General features: G+C 70.4%; 15 protein-coding genes. 7 read left to right on the top strand and 8 right to left on the bottom strand.

Features of this window, described 5'->3' with window-relative positions:
• Nucleotides 1–13 precede the first annotated feature (13 nt).
• From P7F68_RS02590 to P7F68_RS02565, 6 genes are read left to right on the top strand one after another with little or no spacing between them, the layout of a single operon-like run.
• Nucleotides 14–976 (top strand): ABC transporter permease, encoded by a 963-nt coding sequence (locus tag P7F68_RS02590; protein ID WP_277830425.1) that lies wholly within the window; start codon nucleotides 14–16, stop codon nucleotides 974–976.
• On the top strand, nucleotides 973–2,022 hold the full coding sequence (locus P7F68_RS02585; protein WP_232431684.1) for an ABC transporter ATP-binding protein: 1,050 nt from the start codon (nucleotides 973–975) through the stop codon (nucleotides 2,020–2,022). The genes P7F68_RS02590 and P7F68_RS02585 overlap by 4 nt, the downstream gene beginning before the upstream one ends.
• Nucleotides 2,022–3,290, top strand: a complete 1,269-nt coding sequence (locus P7F68_RS02580) for an ABC transporter ATP-binding protein (RefSeq protein ID WP_277830421.1) — start codon at nucleotides 2,022–2,024, stop codon at nucleotides 3,288–3,290. The genes P7F68_RS02585 and P7F68_RS02580 overlap by 1 nt, the downstream gene beginning before the upstream one ends.
• Nucleotides 3,287–3,985: an SDR family oxidoreductase gene (locus tag P7F68_RS02575; protein ID WP_277830419.1), complete on the top strand. Its 699-nt coding sequence runs from the start codon at nucleotides 3,287–3,289 to the stop codon at nucleotides 3,983–3,985. Before P7F68_RS02580 ends, P7F68_RS02575 begins: the two co-directional genes overlap by 4 nt.
• A gap of 25 nt (nucleotides 3,986–4,010) precedes the next feature.
• Nucleotides 4,011–4,751, top strand: coding sequence for an SDR family oxidoreductase (locus tag P7F68_RS02570; RefSeq protein WP_277830417.1), 741 nt, complete (start codon nucleotides 4,011–4,013; stop codon nucleotides 4,749–4,751).
• Nucleotides 4,752–4,786: 35 nt separating this feature from the next.
• Nucleotides 4,787–5,794 (top strand): DUF5924 family protein, encoded by a 1,008-nt coding sequence (locus tag P7F68_RS02565; RefSeq protein WP_277830565.1) that lies wholly within the window; start codon nucleotides 4,787–4,789, stop codon nucleotides 5,792–5,794.
• A 9-nt stretch (nucleotides 5,795–5,803) separates the two neighbouring features.
• On the opposite strand, the gene P7F68_RS02560 is transcribed toward P7F68_RS02565, so the two are convergent.
• Nucleotides 5,804–6,226, bottom strand: coding sequence for a CBS domain-containing protein (locus P7F68_RS02560; protein ID WP_002945026.1), 423 nt, complete (start codon nucleotides 6,224–6,226; stop codon nucleotides 5,804–5,806).
• Between the two features lie 165 nt (nucleotides 6,227–6,391).
• Between P7F68_RS02560 and P7F68_RS02555 the strand changes: the two genes are divergently transcribed.
• Nucleotides 6,392–7,987 (top strand): thymidine phosphorylase family protein, encoded by a 1,596-nt coding sequence (locus P7F68_RS02555; protein WP_277830414.1) that lies wholly within the window; start codon nucleotides 6,392–6,394, stop codon nucleotides 7,985–7,987.
• A gap of 44 nt (nucleotides 7,988–8,031) precedes the next feature.
• On the opposite strand, the gene P7F68_RS02550 is transcribed toward P7F68_RS02555, so the two are convergent.
• Genes P7F68_RS02550 through P7F68_RS02520 form a run of 7 tightly spaced genes read right to left on the bottom strand, consistent with a single transcriptional unit; the run spans nucleotide 8,032 to nucleotide 18,105 of the window.
• Complete coding sequence (locus P7F68_RS02550; protein WP_277830412.1) at nucleotides 8,032–9,816, bottom strand: hypothetical protein; 1,785 nt, start codon at nucleotides 9,814–9,816, stop codon at nucleotides 8,032–8,034.
• Between the two features lies 1 nt (nucleotide 9,817).
• A complete protein-coding gene (locus tag P7F68_RS02545) occupies nucleotides 9,818–11,443 on the bottom strand; it encodes a hypothetical protein (RefSeq protein ID WP_277830410.1) in 1,626 nt (541 codons plus the stop codon).
• Nucleotides 11,444–11,481: 38 nt separating this feature from the next.
• On the bottom strand, nucleotides 11,482–12,960 hold the full coding sequence (locus tag P7F68_RS02540) for a hypothetical protein (protein WP_277830408.1): 1,479 nt from the start codon (nucleotides 12,958–12,960) through the stop codon (nucleotides 11,482–11,484).
• Complete coding sequence (locus P7F68_RS02535; protein ID WP_277830406.1) at nucleotides 12,957–15,440, bottom strand: hypothetical protein; 2,484 nt, start codon at nucleotides 15,438–15,440, stop codon at nucleotides 12,957–12,959. The genes P7F68_RS02540 and P7F68_RS02535 overlap by 4 nt, the downstream gene beginning before the upstream one ends.
• A gap of 43 nt (nucleotides 15,441–15,483) precedes the next feature.
• On the bottom strand, nucleotides 15,484–17,235 hold the full coding sequence (locus P7F68_RS02530) for a baseplate J/gp47 family protein (RefSeq protein WP_002945040.1): 1,752 nt from the start codon (nucleotides 17,233–17,235) through the stop codon (nucleotides 15,484–15,486).
• Between the two features lie 7 nt (nucleotides 17,236–17,242).
• Nucleotides 17,243–17,707, bottom strand: coding sequence for a GPW/gp25 family protein (locus tag P7F68_RS02525; protein WP_002925972.1), 465 nt, complete (start codon nucleotides 17,705–17,707; stop codon nucleotides 17,243–17,245).
• Between the two features lie 5 nt (nucleotides 17,708–17,712).
• Complete coding sequence (locus P7F68_RS02520; protein WP_002925974.1) at nucleotides 17,713–18,105, bottom strand: PAAR domain-containing protein; 393 nt, start codon at nucleotides 18,103–18,105, stop codon at nucleotides 17,713–17,715.
• Nucleotides 18,106–18,117 lie beyond the last annotated feature (12 nt).

Raw genomic sequence — 18,117 nt, 5'->3', positions numbered from 1 at the left:
GCAGGTCCCGAGCATGCCTTCCACATCCCATCTTCCGCCCACCGTCGCCGCCCGACCCGCTTCGCGCTGGGCGCGCCTGGTCGATAGCGACCTCTTCTACAGCTTCACCCATTCACCGGTGACCATACTTTCGGCGCTGGTCACGCTGGTAATCCTCGCCGCCGCCCTGCTGGCGCCGGTGATTGCGCCGCACAACCCCTTCGATCCCGCCACGCTCAACCTGATGGACGGCTTCACCCGGCCCATGCAGCCCAACGAATTTACCGGCAACGTCTATTGGCTGGGCACCGACGCCCAGGGCCGTGACCTGTTTTCGGCCATTCTCTACGGCTCGCGCGTGTCTATCCTGGTCGGCTTCGCCGCGGTGGCCTTCGCCGCGGTGCTGGGCATCACCCTCGGCCTCATCGCCGGTTACCGCGGCGGCTGGGTGGACAGTCTGATCATGCGTATCGCCGACGTTCAGCTGAGCTTCCCCGCCATCCTGGTGGCCTTGCTGATCTTCGGGGTGTTCAAGGGCGTTGTGCCGCCTGCGCTGCAGGACAGGATGGCGGTGTACGTGCTGGTGGTGGCGATCGGGCTGTCTGACTGGGTGCAGTACGCGCGCACGGTGCGCAGCTCGACGCTGGCCGAGAAGAACAAGGAGTACGTGCAGGCCGCACGCGTGATCGGCGTGCCGGCGCCGATGATCCTGCTGCGCCACATCCTGCCCAACGTGATGGGGCCGGTGCTGGTGATCGCCACCATCGGCCTGGCGCTCGCCATCATTCTGGAGTCGACGCTGTCCTTCCTTGGCGTCGGCGTGCCGCCGACCCAGCCCAGCCTGGGTACGCTGATCCGTGTCGGCCAGGACTTCCTGTTCTCGGGAGAGTGGTGGATCGTGTTCTTCCCGGGGCTGACCCTGCTGCTGCTGGCCTTGGCGGTGAACCTGCTCGGCGATTGGCTGCGTGATGCGCTCAACCCGAGGCTGCGCCGATGAGATCCCGGTCCCCTGTGATTTACCAGGTGCCGGCGCGCGAAGACGTGCCGCTGCTGTCGGTGCGCAATCTGCGCATCGAGTTTCCCTCCCGGCGCGGCACCCTGGTGGCGATCGACGACGTGTCCTTCGACATCGCGCGCGGTGAGGTGCTGGGCGTGGTCGGCGAGTCCGGTGCCGGCAAGTCGCTCACCGGTGCCGCCATCATCGGCCTGCTCGAGCCGCCCGGGCGCATCGCAGGTGGACAGATCCTGCTCGACGGCGAACCCATCCACGCCCTGCCTGCCGAGCGCATGCGCCGCCTGCGCGGGCGGCGCATCGCGATGATCTTCCAGGACCCCCTCACCAGCCTGAACCCCTTGTATACGGTGGGCCAGCAGCTGGTGGAGACCATGCTCACCCACCTCGATCTGTCCGATCGCCAGGCGCGTGAGCGCGCGATCGAACTGCTCGAGGAGGTGGGCATCCCGGCTCCACGCGAGCGCATCGACCACTACCCGCACCAGTTCTCCGGCGGCATGCGCCAGCGCGTGGTGATTGCACTCGCCCTCTGTGCCGAGCCCGAGCTCATCATTGCCGACGAACCGACGACCGCGCTCGATGTCTCGGTGCAATCGCAGATCATCGCCCTGCTGCGTCGGCTGTGCCGCCAGCATCGCACAGCGGTCATGCTGGTCACCCACGACATGGGCGTGATCGCCGAGACCGCCGACCGCGTCGCGGTGATGTACGCCGGCCGGCTGGCCGAGATCGGCCCGGTCGAAGAAGTCGTGCGCCGGCCTGCACACCCCTACACGCGCGGCCTGATGGGCTCGATCCCGGTGCTGGGGGCGGACGTTCGCCGCCTGGTTCAGATCGACGGCGCCATGCCGCGGCTGACTGCGATACCCGCCGGTTGTGCCTTCAACCCGCGCTGTGGCGAGGCCTTCGCGCGTTGCCGCGAGGTCCGGCCCGAGCTGCTGCCCGCCGGCGCGACGCGGGCGGCCTGCTGGCTTTATGCCGATGACCTGGCGTCGACGCCGGGCACCGAGCCTGTGGAGGGCGCGTGATGAGCATCATCGAGCGCGCGGTGAGCAAGGCCAGGCGCGAGGACCAGGCCGCAGTGGAGGACGCCGAGGGGCTGATCCACCAGCCGGTTGAACACGACGTGGCACACGACGTGGCGGGGCCGGAGCGGGACGCCGTCCCGGCTTCACTGGCGAGCGCGGCTGCTGGCGATGGCGCGCCTGACGTCGACGCCGTGCCAGCTGCGTCGGGTGTCGAGCTTGCGAAGGCCGGGGGCCAGCCCTTGCTGAGGGTCGAGGATCTGCGCTGCGCCTTCGACGTCTCGAAGCCCTTCCTCAACCGCCTGCTCGAGCGCGCGCCGCGGCGGTGGCTGAAGGCGGTCGATGGCGTGTCCTTCGACATCACGCGCGGCGAGACCTTCGCCCTGGTGGGAGAGTCGGGCTGCGGCAAATCGACGGTGGCGCGGCTCATCGTCGGCCTCTACGAGCCGTCTGCAGGGCGCATCGTGTTCGATGGCCACGACCTCGCGCTGGTGACGCGCGCGGCCGAGCGCCAGAAGCTGCGCCGCCGCTTCCAGATGATCTTTCAGGATCCCTACGCCAGCCTGAACCCGCGCTGGCGGGTGGAGCGGATCATCGCCGAGCCGATCCGTGTGTTCGGCCTGGAGACGGAGCAGGCGGCCATCCGTGCGCGCGTTGCCGAGCTGCTGACCCAGGTTGGCCTGTCCCCGGCCGATGGCGCCAAGTATCCGCACGAGTTCTCCGGTGGCCAGCGCCAGCGCATCTGTATCGCGCGTGCGCTTGCCAACCGGCCCGAGTTCCTGGTCTGCGACGAGCCGACTTCGGCACTCGACGTGTCGGTGCAGGCGCAGATCCTCAATCTCATGCGCGACCTCCAGGATGCGCTCGGTCTCACCTACCTGTTCATCAGTCACGATCTCGCGGTGGTGCGCCACATGGCGAACGAAGTGGGGGTGATGTACCTCGGCCGCATCGTCGAGATCGCTGCCAGCCGGACGCTTTTCGAGCGCCCCCGCCATCCGTACACGCGCATGCTGCTGGCGACCATCCCCAGCCTGGAGATGCGCGGCCAGCGCGAGGACCTGGTGCGCGGCGAAGTGCCCAACCCGATCACGCCGCCGCCCGGCTGCAGCTTTCATCCGCGTTGTCCGCTGGCGGACGCGCGTTGCCGCAGCGAGGCGCCCGCCCTGCGTCCGCTGGACGGCGGCCAGCGTGTCGCCTGCCACGCCGTCGAGGAGGGGCGTGAGGGTGAATGGGACGGTGCTGCCGTTGTGCAGGAGGTGGTGCGGTGAGTGCCGGCGATACGCCTGCGCTCGCCGTCGTCATCGGCAGCGGCGGCATCGGCGCTGCCGTGGCCGAGTGCCTGCGCGCCGACCCGGCCTACGCCGAGGTCGTGGTCCTCGGCCGCAGCAGCACGCCTGCGCTCGACTTGCTCGACGAGGCCAGCATTGCCGCCTGTGCCGGGCATGTGGCTGCGCGCGGCGTGCCGAGGCTGGTGTTCGACGCCACCGGCTTCCTCCATGGCGAGGGTATGCGCCCGGAGAAGAGCCTGGCCCAGCTCGATCCTGCCCACCTGGCCCATGCCTTTGCGGTCAACGCCATCGGCCCGGCGCTGCTGATGAAGCACTTCCTGCCCTTGCTGCCGGCGACCGGGCGTGCAGTGTTCGCGACCCTCTCGGCCAAGGTCGGCAGCATCGGCGACAACCGGCTCGGCGGCTGGTACGGCTACCGTGCCTCCAAGGCGGCGCTCAACCAGTTCGTGCGCACGGCTGCCGTCGAGCTGCGCCGGCGCAATCCGGGTGCGCTGTGCGTGGCCTTGCATCCGGGTACGGTCGATACCCGGCTGTCGGCGCCCTTTGCCAAGGCCGGCCTGCAGGTGCAGCCGCCGCGGCTGGCGGCCGAGCGCCTGCTCGGCGTGCTGTCCGGCCTGGGGGCAGAGGACTCGGGGGCATTCTTCAGCTATCTTGGTGAGCGCCTGCCCTGGTGAGGGCGATTGTGGAAGGGATGCGAACATGAGGACCAAGGCCATCGTGACCGGCCACAGCCGCGGCCTGGGGGCGGCGCTGGCCGACGAACTGCTCGCGCGCGGCGTCGACGTACTGGGACTGGCGCGGCAGGGCAGCCCCGAGCTGGCTGCGGCGCATCCGCTGCAGCTGCGTGAATGCAGCCTGGACCTTGGCGACAGCGCGGCGCTTGCTGCCTGGCTGGCCGGCGGCGCCTTGCAGGACTGGCTGGCTGATGCAGCGTTGGTGCTGTTGATCAACAATGCCGGCACCCTGCAACCGATGGCCTTGTTGCCGGCGCAGGAGCCTGCAGCCGTGGGCCGGGCCATCGCGCTTTCTGTGGCTGCCCCCTTGATGCTGGCTGCGGCCCTGGTGCCGGCCAGTCCGGCGGCGCACGAGCGCAGGATCGTGCATGTCTCGAGCGGTGCGGCGCGCAAGCCGTATGCGGGCTGGAGCGTCTACTGCGCCGGCAAGGCCGCGCTCGACCACCACGCGCGCGCGGTGCAGGCCGAGGCGATACCGGGCCTGCGCATCTGCAGCCTGGCGCCGGGTGTGCTCGACACCGCCATGCAGGCGGAGATCCGCGCCGCCTCGGCTGAACGCTTTCCGCAGCGCGAGCGCTTCGTCGACCTGCAGCGCAGCGGCGCGCTGGTGGCGCCCGAGGTGTGTGCGATGCACCTGGTCGATTACCTGCTCGACGACGACTTCGGCCGTGAGGCGGTCGCCGACTTGCGCGACCTGATGCGCTGAGCGGCGGGCCCGCAGCGCGCAGCGATCAAGTGCCGGTGTTGAAGCGTCGAGTATTGCGTTGGGTGGTCTGGGTGCGCAGGCATCCTGGCCTGGTCGCAGCCTTCGGTTTCGTGTCGGGCGTGCTCAGCTTCACCCTGATCGAGCGCCATGAAGGTGTGGGCCGGGTGATGGCGATCGGCATGCTGGCGGGCTGGCTGTTGCTGGTGCTCGAGCGTGTGCTCAGCCAGGCCGTTGCAACGCGCTTCGGTCATGCCCCGCCGCCTGCGCTGTTGCGCTACCTGACCCAATTCACGCACCAGGAAAGCCTGTTCTTCGCGCTGCCCTTCTTTGTCGCCAGCACGTCCTGGAACAGTGGCCAGGCCCTGTTCTCGATTGCGGTGGCGGCGGCGGCGCTGGTCGCGATCATCGACCCCATCTACTACCGCAGGCTGGCGACACGACGCTGGCTGTTCCTCGGCTATCACACCTTTGCCCTGTTCGCCCTGCTGCTGGTGGCGCTGCCGCTGATCCTGCGCCTGCCGGCCATGGCCAGCTACCAACTGGCCCTCGGCATTGCGGTGCTGCTGTCCTTTCCGACCCTGGCCGGCCTGATCACGCTGCCGCGCTGGTGGCGGCCGCTGCTCGTGCTCGTACTGCTTGCGGGCCTGGGGGCGGCCGGCTGGTTTGCCCGCTTGTGGGTGCCACCAGCGACGCTGAGGCTGACCGAGGTGGCGGTGACGACGGCATTCGACACCGTCGGGCGCAGCCCGGAGCTGGCATTGCAGCGCATCGGCGCGGCGCAGCTGCGCGAGCACGGCCTGTACGCCTACACCGCCATCCACGCGCCCCTCGGCCTGAGCGAGCGCGTGCGCCACGTCTGGCTGCACGAGGGACGCGAGGTCGACAGCATCGAACTCGAGGTCAAGGGTGGGCGCGCCGAGGGCTACCGGGCGTGGACGCGCAAGCTCAACTTCCCGGAGCGCCCGGAAGGGCGCTGGCAGGTGCGTGTGCTGACTGCGGACGATCGCATGATCGGTACCCTGCGCTTCCAGGTCGATCCTTGAGCGTGCCGCTCAGCAGATGCGCTCCCACAGGCTGAGCTCGTCCTCGAACTGGTCGAGCTCGAGACCCTTGAAGTCGCTGCGCGAGACGATGCCCACCACCTTGCCATCCTTGACCACCGGTACATGGCGGTAGCCGCCGTCGCACATCATGCGCAGGGCCTCGATCGCGGTGCGCTCCGGTTCGATGGTGTCGGGCTTGGGCGTCATCACCTCGGACAGATGCACATGGGCGGCGTTGGCGTCCCGGGCCAGCACCTGCACCGCATCGCGACCGGTGAAGATGCCTTTCAGGTGGGCGCGGGCATCGGTCACCAGCACTGCGCCGACACGGCGTTCGCACATCTGCTGGCAAGCGGTCTGCACCGTGTCCGAAGGTCGCATCATCAAGGGCGCCTGGTCCTTGACGATGAAGGAGATGTTGCGGTTTGTCATGGCGGGCCTCCGTGCAAGCGCATGTGATCCAGATCACAGCATAGGCTCCCAAGGCCTTGACCATATTGACCTTTGGCAAGCTTGTTCGCTTGCGGTGTGCGCTGTGTCTCGCGCCGATGACGGCAGGGCTGCTCTGCCCGCATGAGCAGGTGTAGTCTTGTCGTCATGAAGACGACTCCTGCACTGCCGCCCCCCGGGCCGGCCGCAAGCGGCGCAGAGGAAGCTTTCCCGCTCAGCCTGCGGCGCGTTGCCATCGACACCTATCGCGAGAACGTCGCCTACCTCAATCGCGACTGCGAGATCTATCGCGCCGAGGGCTTCCAGGCGTTGGCCAAGGTCGAGGTGCGCGCCAATGGCCGGCGCGTGCTGGCGACGCTGAACGTGGTGGACGACCCGCGCATCGTGCGCTGCAACGAGATCGGGCTGTCGATCGACGCCTTCGCCCAGCTCGGTGTGGATAACGGCCACCCGGCCATGGTGGCGCAGGCCGAGCCGCCGTCGTCCATTCCCGCGCTGCACCGCAAGATCGCGGGCGAGCGCCTGGGGCGCGACGACTTCCGCGCCATCGTGCGCGACATCGCCGAGCATCGCTACTCCAAGATCGAACTCACCGCCTTCGTCGTCGCCAGCAACCAGGGCGAGCTCGACCGCGAGGAGGTGTACTTCCTCACCGAGGCGATGGCGGCGGTCGGCCAGCGCCTGGACTGGCGCGAGCGCCCGGTCGTGGACAAGCACTGCATCGGCGGCATCCCGGGCAATCGCACCTCGATGCTGGTGGTGCCCATCGTCGCCGCCCACGGCATGCTGTGCCCGAAGACTTCGTCGCGCGCGATCACCTCGCCGGCCGGCACCGCCGACACCATGGAGGTGCTCGCCAGGGTCGAGCTGCCGGTCGATGCGCTCGCCGACATCGTGCGCGAGCACCGCGGCTGCCTGGCCTGGGGCGGCACCGCCCACCTGTCGCCAGCCGACGACGTGCTGATCTCGGTCGAGCGCCCGCTGTCCATCGACTCGCCCGGGCAGATGGTGGCCTCCATCCTGTCCAAGAAGGTGGCGGCGGGCTCCACTCATCTCGTGCTCGACATTCCGGTGGGGCCGACCGCCAAGGTGCGCTCGATGCCCGAGGCGCAGAAGCTGCGCAAGCTGTTCGAGTTCGTCGCGGCGCGCATGAATCTGGTGATCGACGTCGTCATCACCGACGGCCGCCAGCCGGTCGGCAGCGGCATCGGACCCGTGCTGGAGGCGCGCGACGTGATGCGGGTGCTCGAGAATGATCCGCGTGCGCCCAACGACCTGCGCCAGAAGGCGCTGCGCCTGGCCGGGCGCATGCTCGAGTTCGACCCCGACGTGCGCGGTGGCGACGGCTTCGCGATCGCGCGCGACATCCTCGATTCCGGCCGCGCGCTGGCGAAGATGGACGCGATCATCCGTGCCCAGGGCGGGCGCCCCTTCGACCACAACGCGCCGGCGCTCGCCCGCCTCAGCTTCGAGGTGGCGGCCGATGCCGACGGCGTGGTCACCGGCATCGACAACCTGCAGCTCGCCCGCGTCGCCCGTCTGGCCGGTGCGCCCAAAGTGCAGGGCGCAGGGGTGGATCTGCTGAAGAAGCTGGGCGAGCCGGTTGCCTGCGGCGAACTGTTGTACCGCGTGCATGCCGACTACCCGGCCGACCTCGAGTTTGCGCGCCAGGCCAGCCTGCGCGCATCGGGCTTCTCGATCGGTGACGCCGCCGGGCTGTCGCATCTGTTCGTGGAGTTCTGAGCCGGCCTTGGGCGCTGCCGCGCCTGGCTGCAATGCTCGGGCTGTCAGCCCAGGCGCAGCTTGAGGACGGCGCTCTCGATTGCGACTTCGGCGGCGATACCCGATTCCACGCACAGCGGCTGTCCCGGCCAGGCGTCCAGTGCCGGTGGCGCGACCGACAGCGCGAAGCGCCCTTGTGCCATGTCCGTTGCCGTGAGCGACTGGCTGCCAAGGTGGAAGGACGGCGCGGGGGCGCCGTCGCCCGTGGTGCCGTCTCCGGCGTCGTCGTCCAGCCAGGCCGCATCCAGCGTCAGCGCGAGCGCCCTGCCATCGAGGTCGCCTGCGTCCTGGCGTACGTGCCAGTCCTCGCCGGCGCTGCCGCTCAGCCAGATGCCACGCCCTTCCTGCAGCCCCAGCTCGATGCGCAGCGCCTGCGCCTGCAGGTCCAGGGCCGGCCAGCGCACGGCGAGCATCAGCACGCCTGCCGTATCGGTGTCGAAGTCGAAAGCCTGTGCGAGCAGGGCGGGTGTGCCGCGTCGGGCGTCAGCGGGCAGTACGCGCAGGCTGCCACGCAGTCGGGCCGACAGTGGATGCCAGCCCAGCACCAGGCCGGCCACGCGCCTCGGGGCGAGCAGCGCCAGGCGGCCTTCGACGCGGTGGTCCTCCTCCAGCAGCAGGCCCTGGCGCGCAGCAGCCGTGGTTGCGTCGCGGCCCGGCCCCACGCCAGGCATGTCCGCGCAGCGCATGCGCCCGCCGAGCTGCAGGCTGCGCCGGTTGCCGGCAGGCGGGGTGGGCAGTTCGAGCGCCAGCCGGGTGCGGCGGCTGCCGTCGAAAACCAGCCTCGGCGCACCGGGGGCCATGGCCTGGCCGTCGGCCAGCAGGTCGTATTCGGCGTCGAGGGCGAGCGCCGCATGCAGCACGTTGACCGTGCAGGGGGCATCGGATTCGATGTCCAGACGCAGGCCGGGCAGCCCGGCGCCGGGCGCCAGCTTGCTGCAGGCGGCGATGATCTGTTCGAGGGCGGCCGCCCATTCCTGGGCGAGTTCGGCGGTGGGCAAGCTCACCGCAGTGGGGTGCTCGCCGGCGGCGATCGTCTGCCACAACAGACGCTCGCTACCGCCTTCCTCCAGCACCAGGCGCAGGCGCGGGCTCGTCGGGCGGGCGGCAATGCGTACGCTGGGGACAAGCTGCGAGCTGCGCCGCAACTGCTCGATGATCCCCGCCTGGGCCGCCACCAGACCATGGTCATGAGACTGGATGAGACCGCCGGCGGCAGGGACGCCGAGTGCACGCGCCTGCTGCAGCTTGCGGGGTCTGGCGGCGGCCGGTTTCTTGAGCGTTGCGCTGGCCTGCAAGGGCACCGGGGCATCGAAGCGCACCACCAGCGGCGAGCCCTGCCAGGCGGGGGCCAGTGTCTGCCCGGTCCTGCCGCGCTGGCTTGCCTCTGCGCTCACCGCTTCGCCGTCGGCACGGTGCAGGCCGAAGGCGTACTGAGCACCCGCATGCGGGCCGTCGATGCGGACGACCGTTGCCGGCCAGACGAAGCCCAGTCGTGCCTGCGTCCGTTCCGTGTCCTCGGTGCTCGAGAACCAGTGACTGTCGTCGGTGGCAAGCGTCATCTCGCCCGGTGTGAAGCGCAGTTCCAGCCGGCTGTCGGCGAGCTGCAGTGCGCGGGCGTCGCGACAGGCCGGCGGTAGCGGCAGCCACAGCGAAAGGCGGAACACGAAGGCACCGCCACCGATCGCCTGCGGACGATCGAGTGTGAGCGAGTTACCGGCGCTCAGCCGTGTCGCAGCGTTGAATGCCGCGCTACGGTAGAGGCCGAAGGGCGCCAGTGCGGGCGAGTTCATCTCAGCCCCCGCCCAGGCGCAGGTTGTTCAGGCTCACCACGGTGTTCAGGTTGCGGTCGACCGTGTTGATGCGCTCGGTGATGGTGGCGCGGCTCTGGTCGAAGCCGGCGAGATCGGCGCGGAAACGGCCTATATCGGTCGAGAACTGTCCGTATTGTGCGTCGAAGGCGTTGAGCCGGCTATCGAAAAGGGTGTAGCGGCTGTCGAAGTCGGAGTAGCGTGCATCGATGGCGAGGCGGTCCTGATGCACGCCTGCGGCAAGCGCCTGCATCTGCTGCATCTGCTGGTTCACCGTGGCTGCCTTGCCGTCGATCTCCACGGCCAGCGCGCTCAGGTGTTCGAACTGCGTGAGCGTGTCCTGCGCGACCGCATCGATGCGGGCGTCGAGGGCGTTGCGTGCCGTGTCGGCGAAGGTGAAGCTGCCGAGCGAGCGCGCCGTGACGCCGCTCGCGGCAACGCCGAGCTGGCGCACCACATCGTCGCGTACGGCCGGGGCCAGCACGTCCACCCCGCTGCCGAGGAAGCGGTCGACCGTCTGCGTCAGCTGCTGACGACCCAGCCATTCCGCGGTACGCCCAGCCTTGCCCGCGAGGAAGGACTGGCCAAGGTTGAGCAGCCGCCCCAGTGCCTGGCCGTCAGCCTCGGGGGTGTTCGCGGTATCGGCGAGGGCACGTCCCAATGCGTCGCCGTCGGCCACCACCTCGGCCATGAAGCTCAGCCAGGGGCCGACCCAGTTGATCCAGGTCAGCGTGCGTACGCCGCGCGCCAGGCTGGTGCCGCTGTCCTCGTCGGCGAGCACATCGGCCTGCACCAAGGCGCTGTCTGCCGGCCAGGCCAGACGCCAGCGGCCGGGATTGACGCTGTCGAGCATGGCGTGGCGGTGGTCGCGCACGTAGAGGTCGATTGCGCTGCGCAAGCTGTAGCTGCGGTCGCGCAGGTATTCCTCGGCGATCGCACGCAGTGCCGGCGCCAGGGTGAGCGGGTGCGGCGCGTGCACATCAAGGCGCGCGAGTGCATGCTCGAGCGCCGCCTGCTGGTTCTCGGACAGGGGCTCGGTGGGCGGGGTGAGCAACTCGAGTTCGGCCGTGCCGTCAGCGCCGCTGAGCACGGTCACCGCCTGGCCTTCGATACGGCGGAAGCCGTACATGTACACAAGATGACCTCTGCCACTCTGCACCACCACCGGCACGCCGGCGCGCGGCGTGCCGCCGAGGTCGCACACGCGCACCCGCAGCGTACGCGGCTGGCCCAGCCATGCCGTCTGCGGCAGCACCTCGATGCTGACGCCGAGCCCGGTTTCGGCTTGGGGGGCGAGTGGGTCGCCGCCGTAGAACAGCGCCACCCAGCGCACCGGGTCGAGCCCGAGCGCGGCGACGCAGATCTCGGTGAAGCGTTCAGGCCCGATCAGGCGGATTGCGCGCACCTGCAGGATGTCGGTGAAGCGGCCGCCGAGCGCCGCGCGCGCGTCGAGCAGGCGCTGGCCCAGGCGCACGCCGATGTCGGGCTCGCCCGGAAACTCGATGTCGCGGTCGAGCTGGGCAGGGCTCGTTGCCCGGTTCAGAAAGTCGAGCACCTGCGCCGCCTGCGCGGCAGACAGATCGCTCGGTTGCAGATGGACGATCGGCATGGCCTTGGCGTCGGTTCGTGGTGGCGGGCCCTGCGCCTTCAGCGGATCCTGCTCGCCAGGCCGCTGAGCGAGGCGTTGATTGCGTTCAGGCGCGACCCAAGGTCGGCTACCTGGACGACGTCGATCTTGTTGATGCCGTCGCCGAGCGAGCGCAGTCCGGCGCTGATCTCCTTGCCGGTCTGTTCCGCGGCCTTGACGCGGTTCTCCAGCACGGTGACCGCCTGCTTGGCAGTGGCGGCATCCAGTGCCGTGTCCTGCGCCGCCTTCGCGGTCTGGCTGACCTGCTGGGTGACGCCGGCCTGGCGGGCGTAGCCAGCGGCCACGCCGGTGTCGGCGAAGCCCGTCGCGAACTGCATCTGCAGTGCGCCTTGCATCATCGCCTTGCCGTGCTGCATCAGCGTGTCGTTGCCCGGGTTGATGACATTGGCCGCCTTCTCCAGGGCCTTCATGTCGCGGATGCGGCCGAGCACGCCGGCATCGGTCGCACGCTTGTCGAGTTCGCTGACCATGCGGTGCACAAGGTCCGGTACGCGGATGTGGACGTCGAGCAGTCGCGACCAGTCGGGCAGCACCGGATCCACCCAGTCGATGTGGCCGAAGGACCAGTTCGGGATCCATTCGCGGAAATTGACCTGAATGGTGGCGACGCCGCGTGTCGGGTCAGGCGAGGTGGCGACGGCATCGGGCTTGGCGAAGGCCATCACGGTGGCGCGGTAGTGGCGCCATTCGCCCGGGTTGAGGCTGATGCCGCCGATGATGCGCCCTCCGGTGTACTGGTCGATGTAGGCATCGGCAAAGCCGCGCACGCTGCGGTTGCCTTCATACATCGTGCTGATCGAGCGGAAGGCCATCTGCGCTTCCGGGTCCTGCGGCGAGGCGGCCTCCTGCAGCACCCGCATCACGGTCTTGCCGCTGTTGCCGGCCTGGGCCTGGAGCACGCCGGCAAAGGCTGCTTCGGTGCTGGCAGTGATGCCCTTGGTGAAGTGCGAGCGCAATTGCACCCGCACCTGGCCGGCGTTGTTGAACTGCACCGCGAGCGCGTTTTCCTCGGCGTTCTCGCGCACGATGAAGCCGGGTACGGCGCGCAGCCGGCCCCAGGTGGTGACGATGTCGAGCCAGGGCCGTGGCTCCGGCAGCGGGCCGCCATCGAGCGCGGTGGCGGTGAACACCAGTTCGGCGACCTGGCCGACGAGGTAGTGTTCGTTCGTCGTGCTCACCCTGAGCAGGTAGTTCTCGCGCAGCGGGGCGGTCTCGGCATCGATGCGTGCGACCACTTCGTCCAGGCCTTCGAGCGGCGCGACGCGCGCTGCGAGCTCGGCGATCGCGGCCTGCACCTCCGTTGCCAGTGCAGCGACGTCGGCCTGCACGCCCTGCAGCCCGGTGTCGAGGGCCTCGATCTGCGCGCCATAGGCGCCGAGCACGCTGACGAGCGCATTCCAGTCTTCGGCCCGGATCAGGTGGCCCGCCGCCTTGCCGCCAAGCCCGTCGACGATTGCCTTGGCTTGTTCCAGGGTCATGATGTGCTCTCCTTGACGATTCTGCCTTCGACCATCAGTTGCAGCGGCACCCCGGCCGGGCGGGCGCGCTCGACCAGCTTCCACACCCGCTCGATGAGCGCCGGGTCGGCGGCGGCGTCGGGCTCGGGCAGGCACAGTCGGATGCGGATGCCCACCGCCGGGCCGTCCGGCAGCAGCGCCCACAGCCGTGCCGAGGGCGGGTAGGTGAAGGCGAGGTGGTCGAATTGCCCTTCGCCCTCGGGGTCGGCGACGAAGGCGGGTGCGCTGCGAAAATGCCCCGGCAGCACAGCCTTGCGTGCCGGCGCCGGAAACAACTGGCCCTCGGTCGACCACCATGGGCTGTCTCCTGCGGGGGGCGCGGCGGCGGTGGCTAGTTGCAGGTAGCGCCAGCGCTCGTCGCTACGGCCGCTGGGCGGCGGCAGCAGGGGCGCGACGCCATCAACCACGCGCAGTTCGTCCGCCTTGATGCGCAGGCGCAGTTCGGCCGGCGGCACCTCCGCATGCGCGCTGAAGCTGCCCGCGGCGGCATCCCACTGGCCGAGTTCGGCACGCACGCCCGGGGTGAACAGCACGGCGGCGATGTTCGCGTCGGCCCCGGCGCCCACGCCTGCGTTGCGGCGGTCAGCCAGCCCGGGGTCGGCGAAGCGCCGCTGCACGGCGTCCCAGCGCAGCCAGCGCGCCTGGTCGCGGTCGTAGCGCCAGTGGCCGCGCGGCATGCTGGTGAAGTCGCTCGGGTAGGCCGTGTCTGCTCGCCCCTCCGCCAGCCAGGTGCCGGCTTCGGTGTCGTGGCGTGCGAGGTCGCGTCCGTCGTAGCGGAACAGGCCGTTGTCGGCGGCGATCCACAGCATGCCGCGTTCGTCCACCACCAGGCTGCGCACCGCGCCGATCAGCTCGGGGAAGGCCTCCAGCCGCGTCCCTTCGCCGTCGGCGACATGCCAGCGCGCCAGGCCCTCGGCGCCGCCCAGCCACAGGCTGCCGTCGGCCGTCGCCGCCAGTATGTCGAGCGGCGGCAAGGGGCTGTGCAGGCCGGGGGCAGCGGCAGGCTCGGCCTGCCAGTCGGGCAGGTGCTCGGAGACTGCCGCGCCTTCGTAGCGCCAGCACCGTCCCTGACGGAACATGAAGAGCGCGTCGGCGGTGGCGACCAGCTCGCGGTCGTGGTCGATGAGGAAGGTGTGGATGTCGAGACCGACATGGCGGCGTTCGATCGCCGGGTGCTCTCCGGGCTGATCCAGATCGAGCACGCTCAGACCGTCCGTGCCGCCGGCGTAAAGTGTCGATCCATGCGTGGCCAGCGCGCGCACGGCGCCGTCGATGCCGTCGACGGCCTGCCAGCGCAGGCCGCCGGCTTGCGGCCACAGCCGACAGCGGAACAGGCCGGCATCGGTGCCCAGCCAGGCCGAGTCGCCGGCGCAGCACAGGGCAAGGTAGGGGCCGTCGGGTGCGTCGGCCTCGATCGCCGTGAAGCTGCTGCCGTTGAAGCGCTGTACGCGCCAGGTCTGTTGCGTGCGCTGGCGCGCCCACAGGCTGCCGTCAGGGGCGGCCGAGAGGCTGAGGATGCGCCCCGCGGGCAGGCTGGCGGCCTGTTGCCAGGGGCCGTTGGCCGAGGGGTCGCGGCCGGCGTTGGCGGCCGACTCCGCTGCGCTGGCGAACAGGTGGGCGTCGCGCGCCAGCCAGCCGCGCCGGGTGGGCGTCAGGCGTAGTGCCTGGTCGGGCGCCAGTGTGCCCGTCCATGCCAGGCCGATGCCGACAGGGTGGGTGCCGGGGGTGTAGCGCTCGATCATCGGCGTTGCCGTGGCGGCGCAGGGCGGGTCGGCGGCAATGCCGGCGAGGACGAAGCCGGGGGTCGTCGGGGCGTCGAGCCGCCAGCGTGCGAGCGGGGCGATGCGGTCGCCCTGCTGCACCGTGGGCGGGGCGGTCAGCGCGCGCACCCGGCGCAGCACGACCACCGGTTCCTCCAGTGCGAAGCGGCTGCGCTGGCGGGCGAGCGGCGCCGCCATGTCCTCGGGCAGGGCGGCATCGACCAGGCGTTGCAGCGCATCGGGGGTGGTGAGCCCGAGCCGCCAGGCGTCGACGATGTCGGGCAGGCGCTGGCGGTATTCTTCGACGTTCTCGCGCAGGCTGGCGGGCTCCTGCCAGGGCGGCAGATCGAGCAGCGCGCCGATGCGGGCGAGGTCGCGGACCCAGGGGTAGTGCTGCAGTTCGGCGCGGTCGCGCGGCTCGCGCACGTTGGCGGCAGGCAGGCCGCGTTCCCGGCGGTCGGCCTGGTAGTGGCGCGCCCACAGTGCGGCGTCCGCGGTGTCCCACCAGTGCGCGCGCAGCACGTTCTGAAGTTCGGCAGCGGCTTCGCCCTGGGCTGCGGCCACTGCGGCCAGCCAGTCGGCGAGCAGGCCGCCCTCGTCGTGCTGCGGACGCCACAGGCTGGGCAGCAGCGCCAGCAGGCGCTCGTGCTGGCTGGCGTAGGCCGGATCGCGTGCGCTCATGCGGGCCTCCGTGGGTGGGTGGCGTGGCGTGCCGGGGGCGTCCTCATGGCGCATCCTTCGGCTTCACTTCGACCACGACGCCGGCGAGTGACAGGCGTTCGCCGGTGGCGAGTGCGAAGCCCGGGGCAGTGGGGCCGTCCAGCACCTGGCTGAGTGCGTTGGGGCGGGTGAGCACCCAGTGCACCGTGTAGGGGGCGACGTCGGCTGCGCTGGCACCCGCCGTGCCGGCGAGCTGCTGGGCCAGCGTGGCGCTGCTCCAGCCCGCATGCGGGAGCGGCAGGAGGCGGCTGAGCCGGCTCCAGTCGAGCACGCGCTTGGCATCGTCGCTGGCGTTGCCGGCTGCGGCGAGCTCGTTGAGTGCGGCGATGGCGGCCTCGGTGGCGCTGCTCAGCCTGGCCTGGTCGGGGATCGCGGCGCTGCGCGGGTAGCGCAGCACCAGGCGCAGGGCGGTGGCGAGCGCCGGGTCGACGATGCGCACTTCGCCCAGTTCGGTCGATAGCGAGGCCAGGTTCAATACCCCTTGCGCGCTGTCGAGCACGTCGGCGCCGTCCGCGTGGGCGGCCGTGATGCGCACGTCGTCGACGCCGTCGACGCCGATCGCAAGCCCGACCAGGCGCGTCAGGCTGCCGTCGCTGGCCAGCGGCAGGTGGGCGAAGTAGTCGGCGTAGCGCTTGCGGATGCTGTCCTGGACCGCGCGCAACTCGGTGTCGAGCAGGCCCGGGGCGGTGGTGAGACGCAGGTCGAGCGTGATCTTGGCCGGCGGGCTGCCGTCATGGATGTGCACCTGCACGCCGGCCGGGCGCGCGCTGCGCACGGCCTTGTCCAGGCGGGCGCGGTGGTCGGGGTCGAGCACGCCCTGCAACTGGATGTCGACGCGGCCGGGCGAGGGTTCGAGGATCTCGGCGCGCAGGCCTTCGGCGGCCACCGCGGCTTCCAGCGCGCTGCGTGTGCCGCGTGCCGAGCCGGCAAGAAAGCGGCGCGCGCGGCTGCGCAGTTCGTCGTCGTTCTCGTCGCGCTCCTGGCGTGCGGTGGCGGCCGGATTGGTGACTGCCTCGACGCCGGCGATCGGGCGCACCATCAGCACCAGGCTGTCGGCACCAAGGGCGTCGTTGGCGGCGACGAGGTCGCGTGCGGCGACCTTGGCCGCGGCCTGGCCGTCGACCAGGGTGAGGTCGGCGGTGGTCTCGTACTCGATTGCACCGTCAGCGGTCGCCACCCGGGTGCCGGCGGGGATGGTGATCTCGCCCGCGGTGTTGCGTGCGCGGGTAAAGCGCAGTTCGCCGCTGTTGCGCCCCGCGCGTACGCGGCGGATGCCGAGCAGGCCGACGACGTGGTCGAGCGCTCCGCCGCTGGCGGTGTCGAGAAAACCCGCGCGGTAGACCGTTTCCATCTGTGCATACAGGCCGGCAGTCTCGAGCGCGACGGCTTCCATCAGCGTGCGCACGACCGAGCCGGGATAGAGATCGTTGACGCGCATTTCGCGCTGGCGCGGCAGGTAATGCACCTCGAAGGCCGTACCCTCGTCGGGGCGGGCACCACCTGGCCGCCATTCGAGTTCGGCGCCGTCGGCCGACAGGGCGTAGTCGGCATCGGCGGCGAAGCGGTAGGTCTCGCCGTTGTGCGCGCCCCACACCGCGGTGATGCGGTCGACAGGCGGGCGCTCCAGCGCATGGCGGTAGGGTTCGCGCGCGGCCTTGGCCGGCGGATAGGGGTGGGCCTCGCCGCTCACGCCGCCCAGCAGGCGGTTGAGCAGGCTTTCAGCCACTTCGGGATAGGTTTTGCGGCGGAAAGACATGGCGTCCTCACACGGCAAGTTCGATGGAGAAGGGGCCGATCGTCACCAGTTCGGTGGCGGCGACCGGCTTGACCCGCAGCAGCACATCGACCGTGGAGCGGCTGCCGGGCGAGGGCTCGACACGCAGCTCGGCCACCTTGTCGATACGCGGTTCGGCCTTCAGCGCCTCGAGGATGAAGAGCCGCAGCAGGTTGCGGCGCGGGCTGTCGTTCTCACGCCCGATCAGCTCGTGCACGCGCGAACCGTAGTCGGGGTGGCCGAGCGCGGCGAGTTCGCCACGCGGTGTGAGCAGGCGCAGGATGACGGCCTGGGCGAGGTTCTCCAGGCCGTCGCGGGCGACGAGATCCCAGGCCGAGCGCGGCCGCCGAGCAGTTTCGCTGGGGCGGTACACCGGACGCAGCTCTCGATGCACCGCATGGATGGCGATATCGCACAGCAGGTGCGCAGTGGAGGGAGGGCGGAAGCTGGGCATGGCGTTCATCCGATCAGGACCGTGCCGCTGGCGATCACGCTGCCGGCGGGCAGGTCGGCTGGGTCGTTGCAGGTCTGCGCCATGTCGCTCATGCGCGCCGCCGGTTTGCCGTTGATGTGCACCGTGGATGAGCCGGCGAGGATGGTGGCACTGTTCGACGGCGGTGTCTGGAACGGACCACCGGCCGGGATGTGGCCGGGCGTATTGGTGGCGGTCGAGTCCTTGGTGGCGGCGGCCTTGCCTTCGATGAGCACGTCGGCCGACAGGCCACCGTCGAGCGTGCCGACGAAGGGGCTGGGCAGCGGTGTCGGCACCGGGCCGCCGGGACTGGGCAGCATCACGATGTGGATGTCGGTGGCGAGGATGCGGTCGCCTTCTTTTGCGGCTGGCAGGCTCATCGTCGCGTCTCC

The organism is Thauera mechernichensis (assembly GCF_029588855.1).
Classification (GTDB): Bacteria; Pseudomonadota; Gammaproteobacteria; order Burkholderiales; family Rhodocyclaceae; genus Thauera; species Thauera mechernichensis.
Note: the sequence above shows the minus strand (reverse complement) of the source record. Positions and strands in the feature narration are given on the sequence as shown.

What these genes read in the sequence shown, in the direction of transcription:
- P7F68_RS02590 (WP_277830425.1), top strand. Translation starts at nt 14, where the DNA reads ATGCCTTCCACATCCCATCTTCCGCCCACCGTCGCCGCCCGACCCGCT.
- P7F68_RS02585 (WP_232431684.1), top strand. Translation starts at nt 973, where the DNA reads ATGAGATCCCGGTCCCCTGTGATTTACCAGGTGCCGGCGCGCGAAGAC.
- P7F68_RS02580 (WP_277830421.1), top strand. Translation starts at nt 2,022, where the DNA reads ATGAGCATCATCGAGCGCGCGGTGAGCAAGGCCAGGCGCGAGGACCAG.
- P7F68_RS02570 (WP_277830417.1), top strand. Translation starts at nt 4,011, where the DNA reads ATGAGGACCAAGGCCATCGTGACCGGCCACAGCCGCGGCCTGGGGGCG.
- P7F68_RS02560 (WP_002945026.1), bottom strand. Translation starts at nt 6,226, where the DNA reads ATGACAAACCGCAACATCTCCTTCATCGTCAAGGACCAGGCGCCCTTG.
- P7F68_RS02555 (WP_277830414.1), top strand. Translation starts at nt 6,392, where the DNA reads ATGAAGACGACTCCTGCACTGCCGCCCCCCGGGCCGGCCGCAAGCGGC.
- P7F68_RS02550 (WP_277830412.1), bottom strand. Translation starts at nt 9,816, where the DNA reads ATGAACTCGCCCGCACTGGCGCCCTTCGGCCTCTACCGTAGCGCGGCA.
- P7F68_RS02545 (WP_277830410.1), bottom strand. Translation starts at nt 11,443, where the DNA reads ATGCCGATCGTCCATCTGCAACCGAGCGATCTGTCTGCCGCGCAGGCG.
- P7F68_RS02540 (WP_277830408.1), bottom strand. Translation starts at nt 12,960, where the DNA reads ATGACCCTGGAACAAGCCAAGGCAATCGTCGACGGGCTTGGCGGCAAG.
- P7F68_RS02535 (WP_277830406.1), bottom strand. Translation starts at nt 15,440, where the DNA reads ATGAGCGCACGCGATCCGGCCTACGCCAGCCAGCACGAGCGCCTGCTG.
- P7F68_RS02530 (WP_002945040.1), bottom strand. Translation starts at nt 17,235, where the DNA reads ATGTCTTTCCGCCGCAAAACCTATCCCGAAGTGGCTGAAAGCCTGCTC.
- P7F68_RS02525 (WP_002925972.1), bottom strand. Translation starts at nt 17,707, where the DNA reads ATGCCCAGCTTCCGCCCTCCCTCCACTGCGCACCTGCTGTGCGATATC.
- P7F68_RS02520 (WP_002925974.1), bottom strand. Translation starts at nt 18,105, where the DNA reads ATGAGCCTGCCAGCCGCAAAAGAAGGCGACCGCATCCTCGCCACCGAC.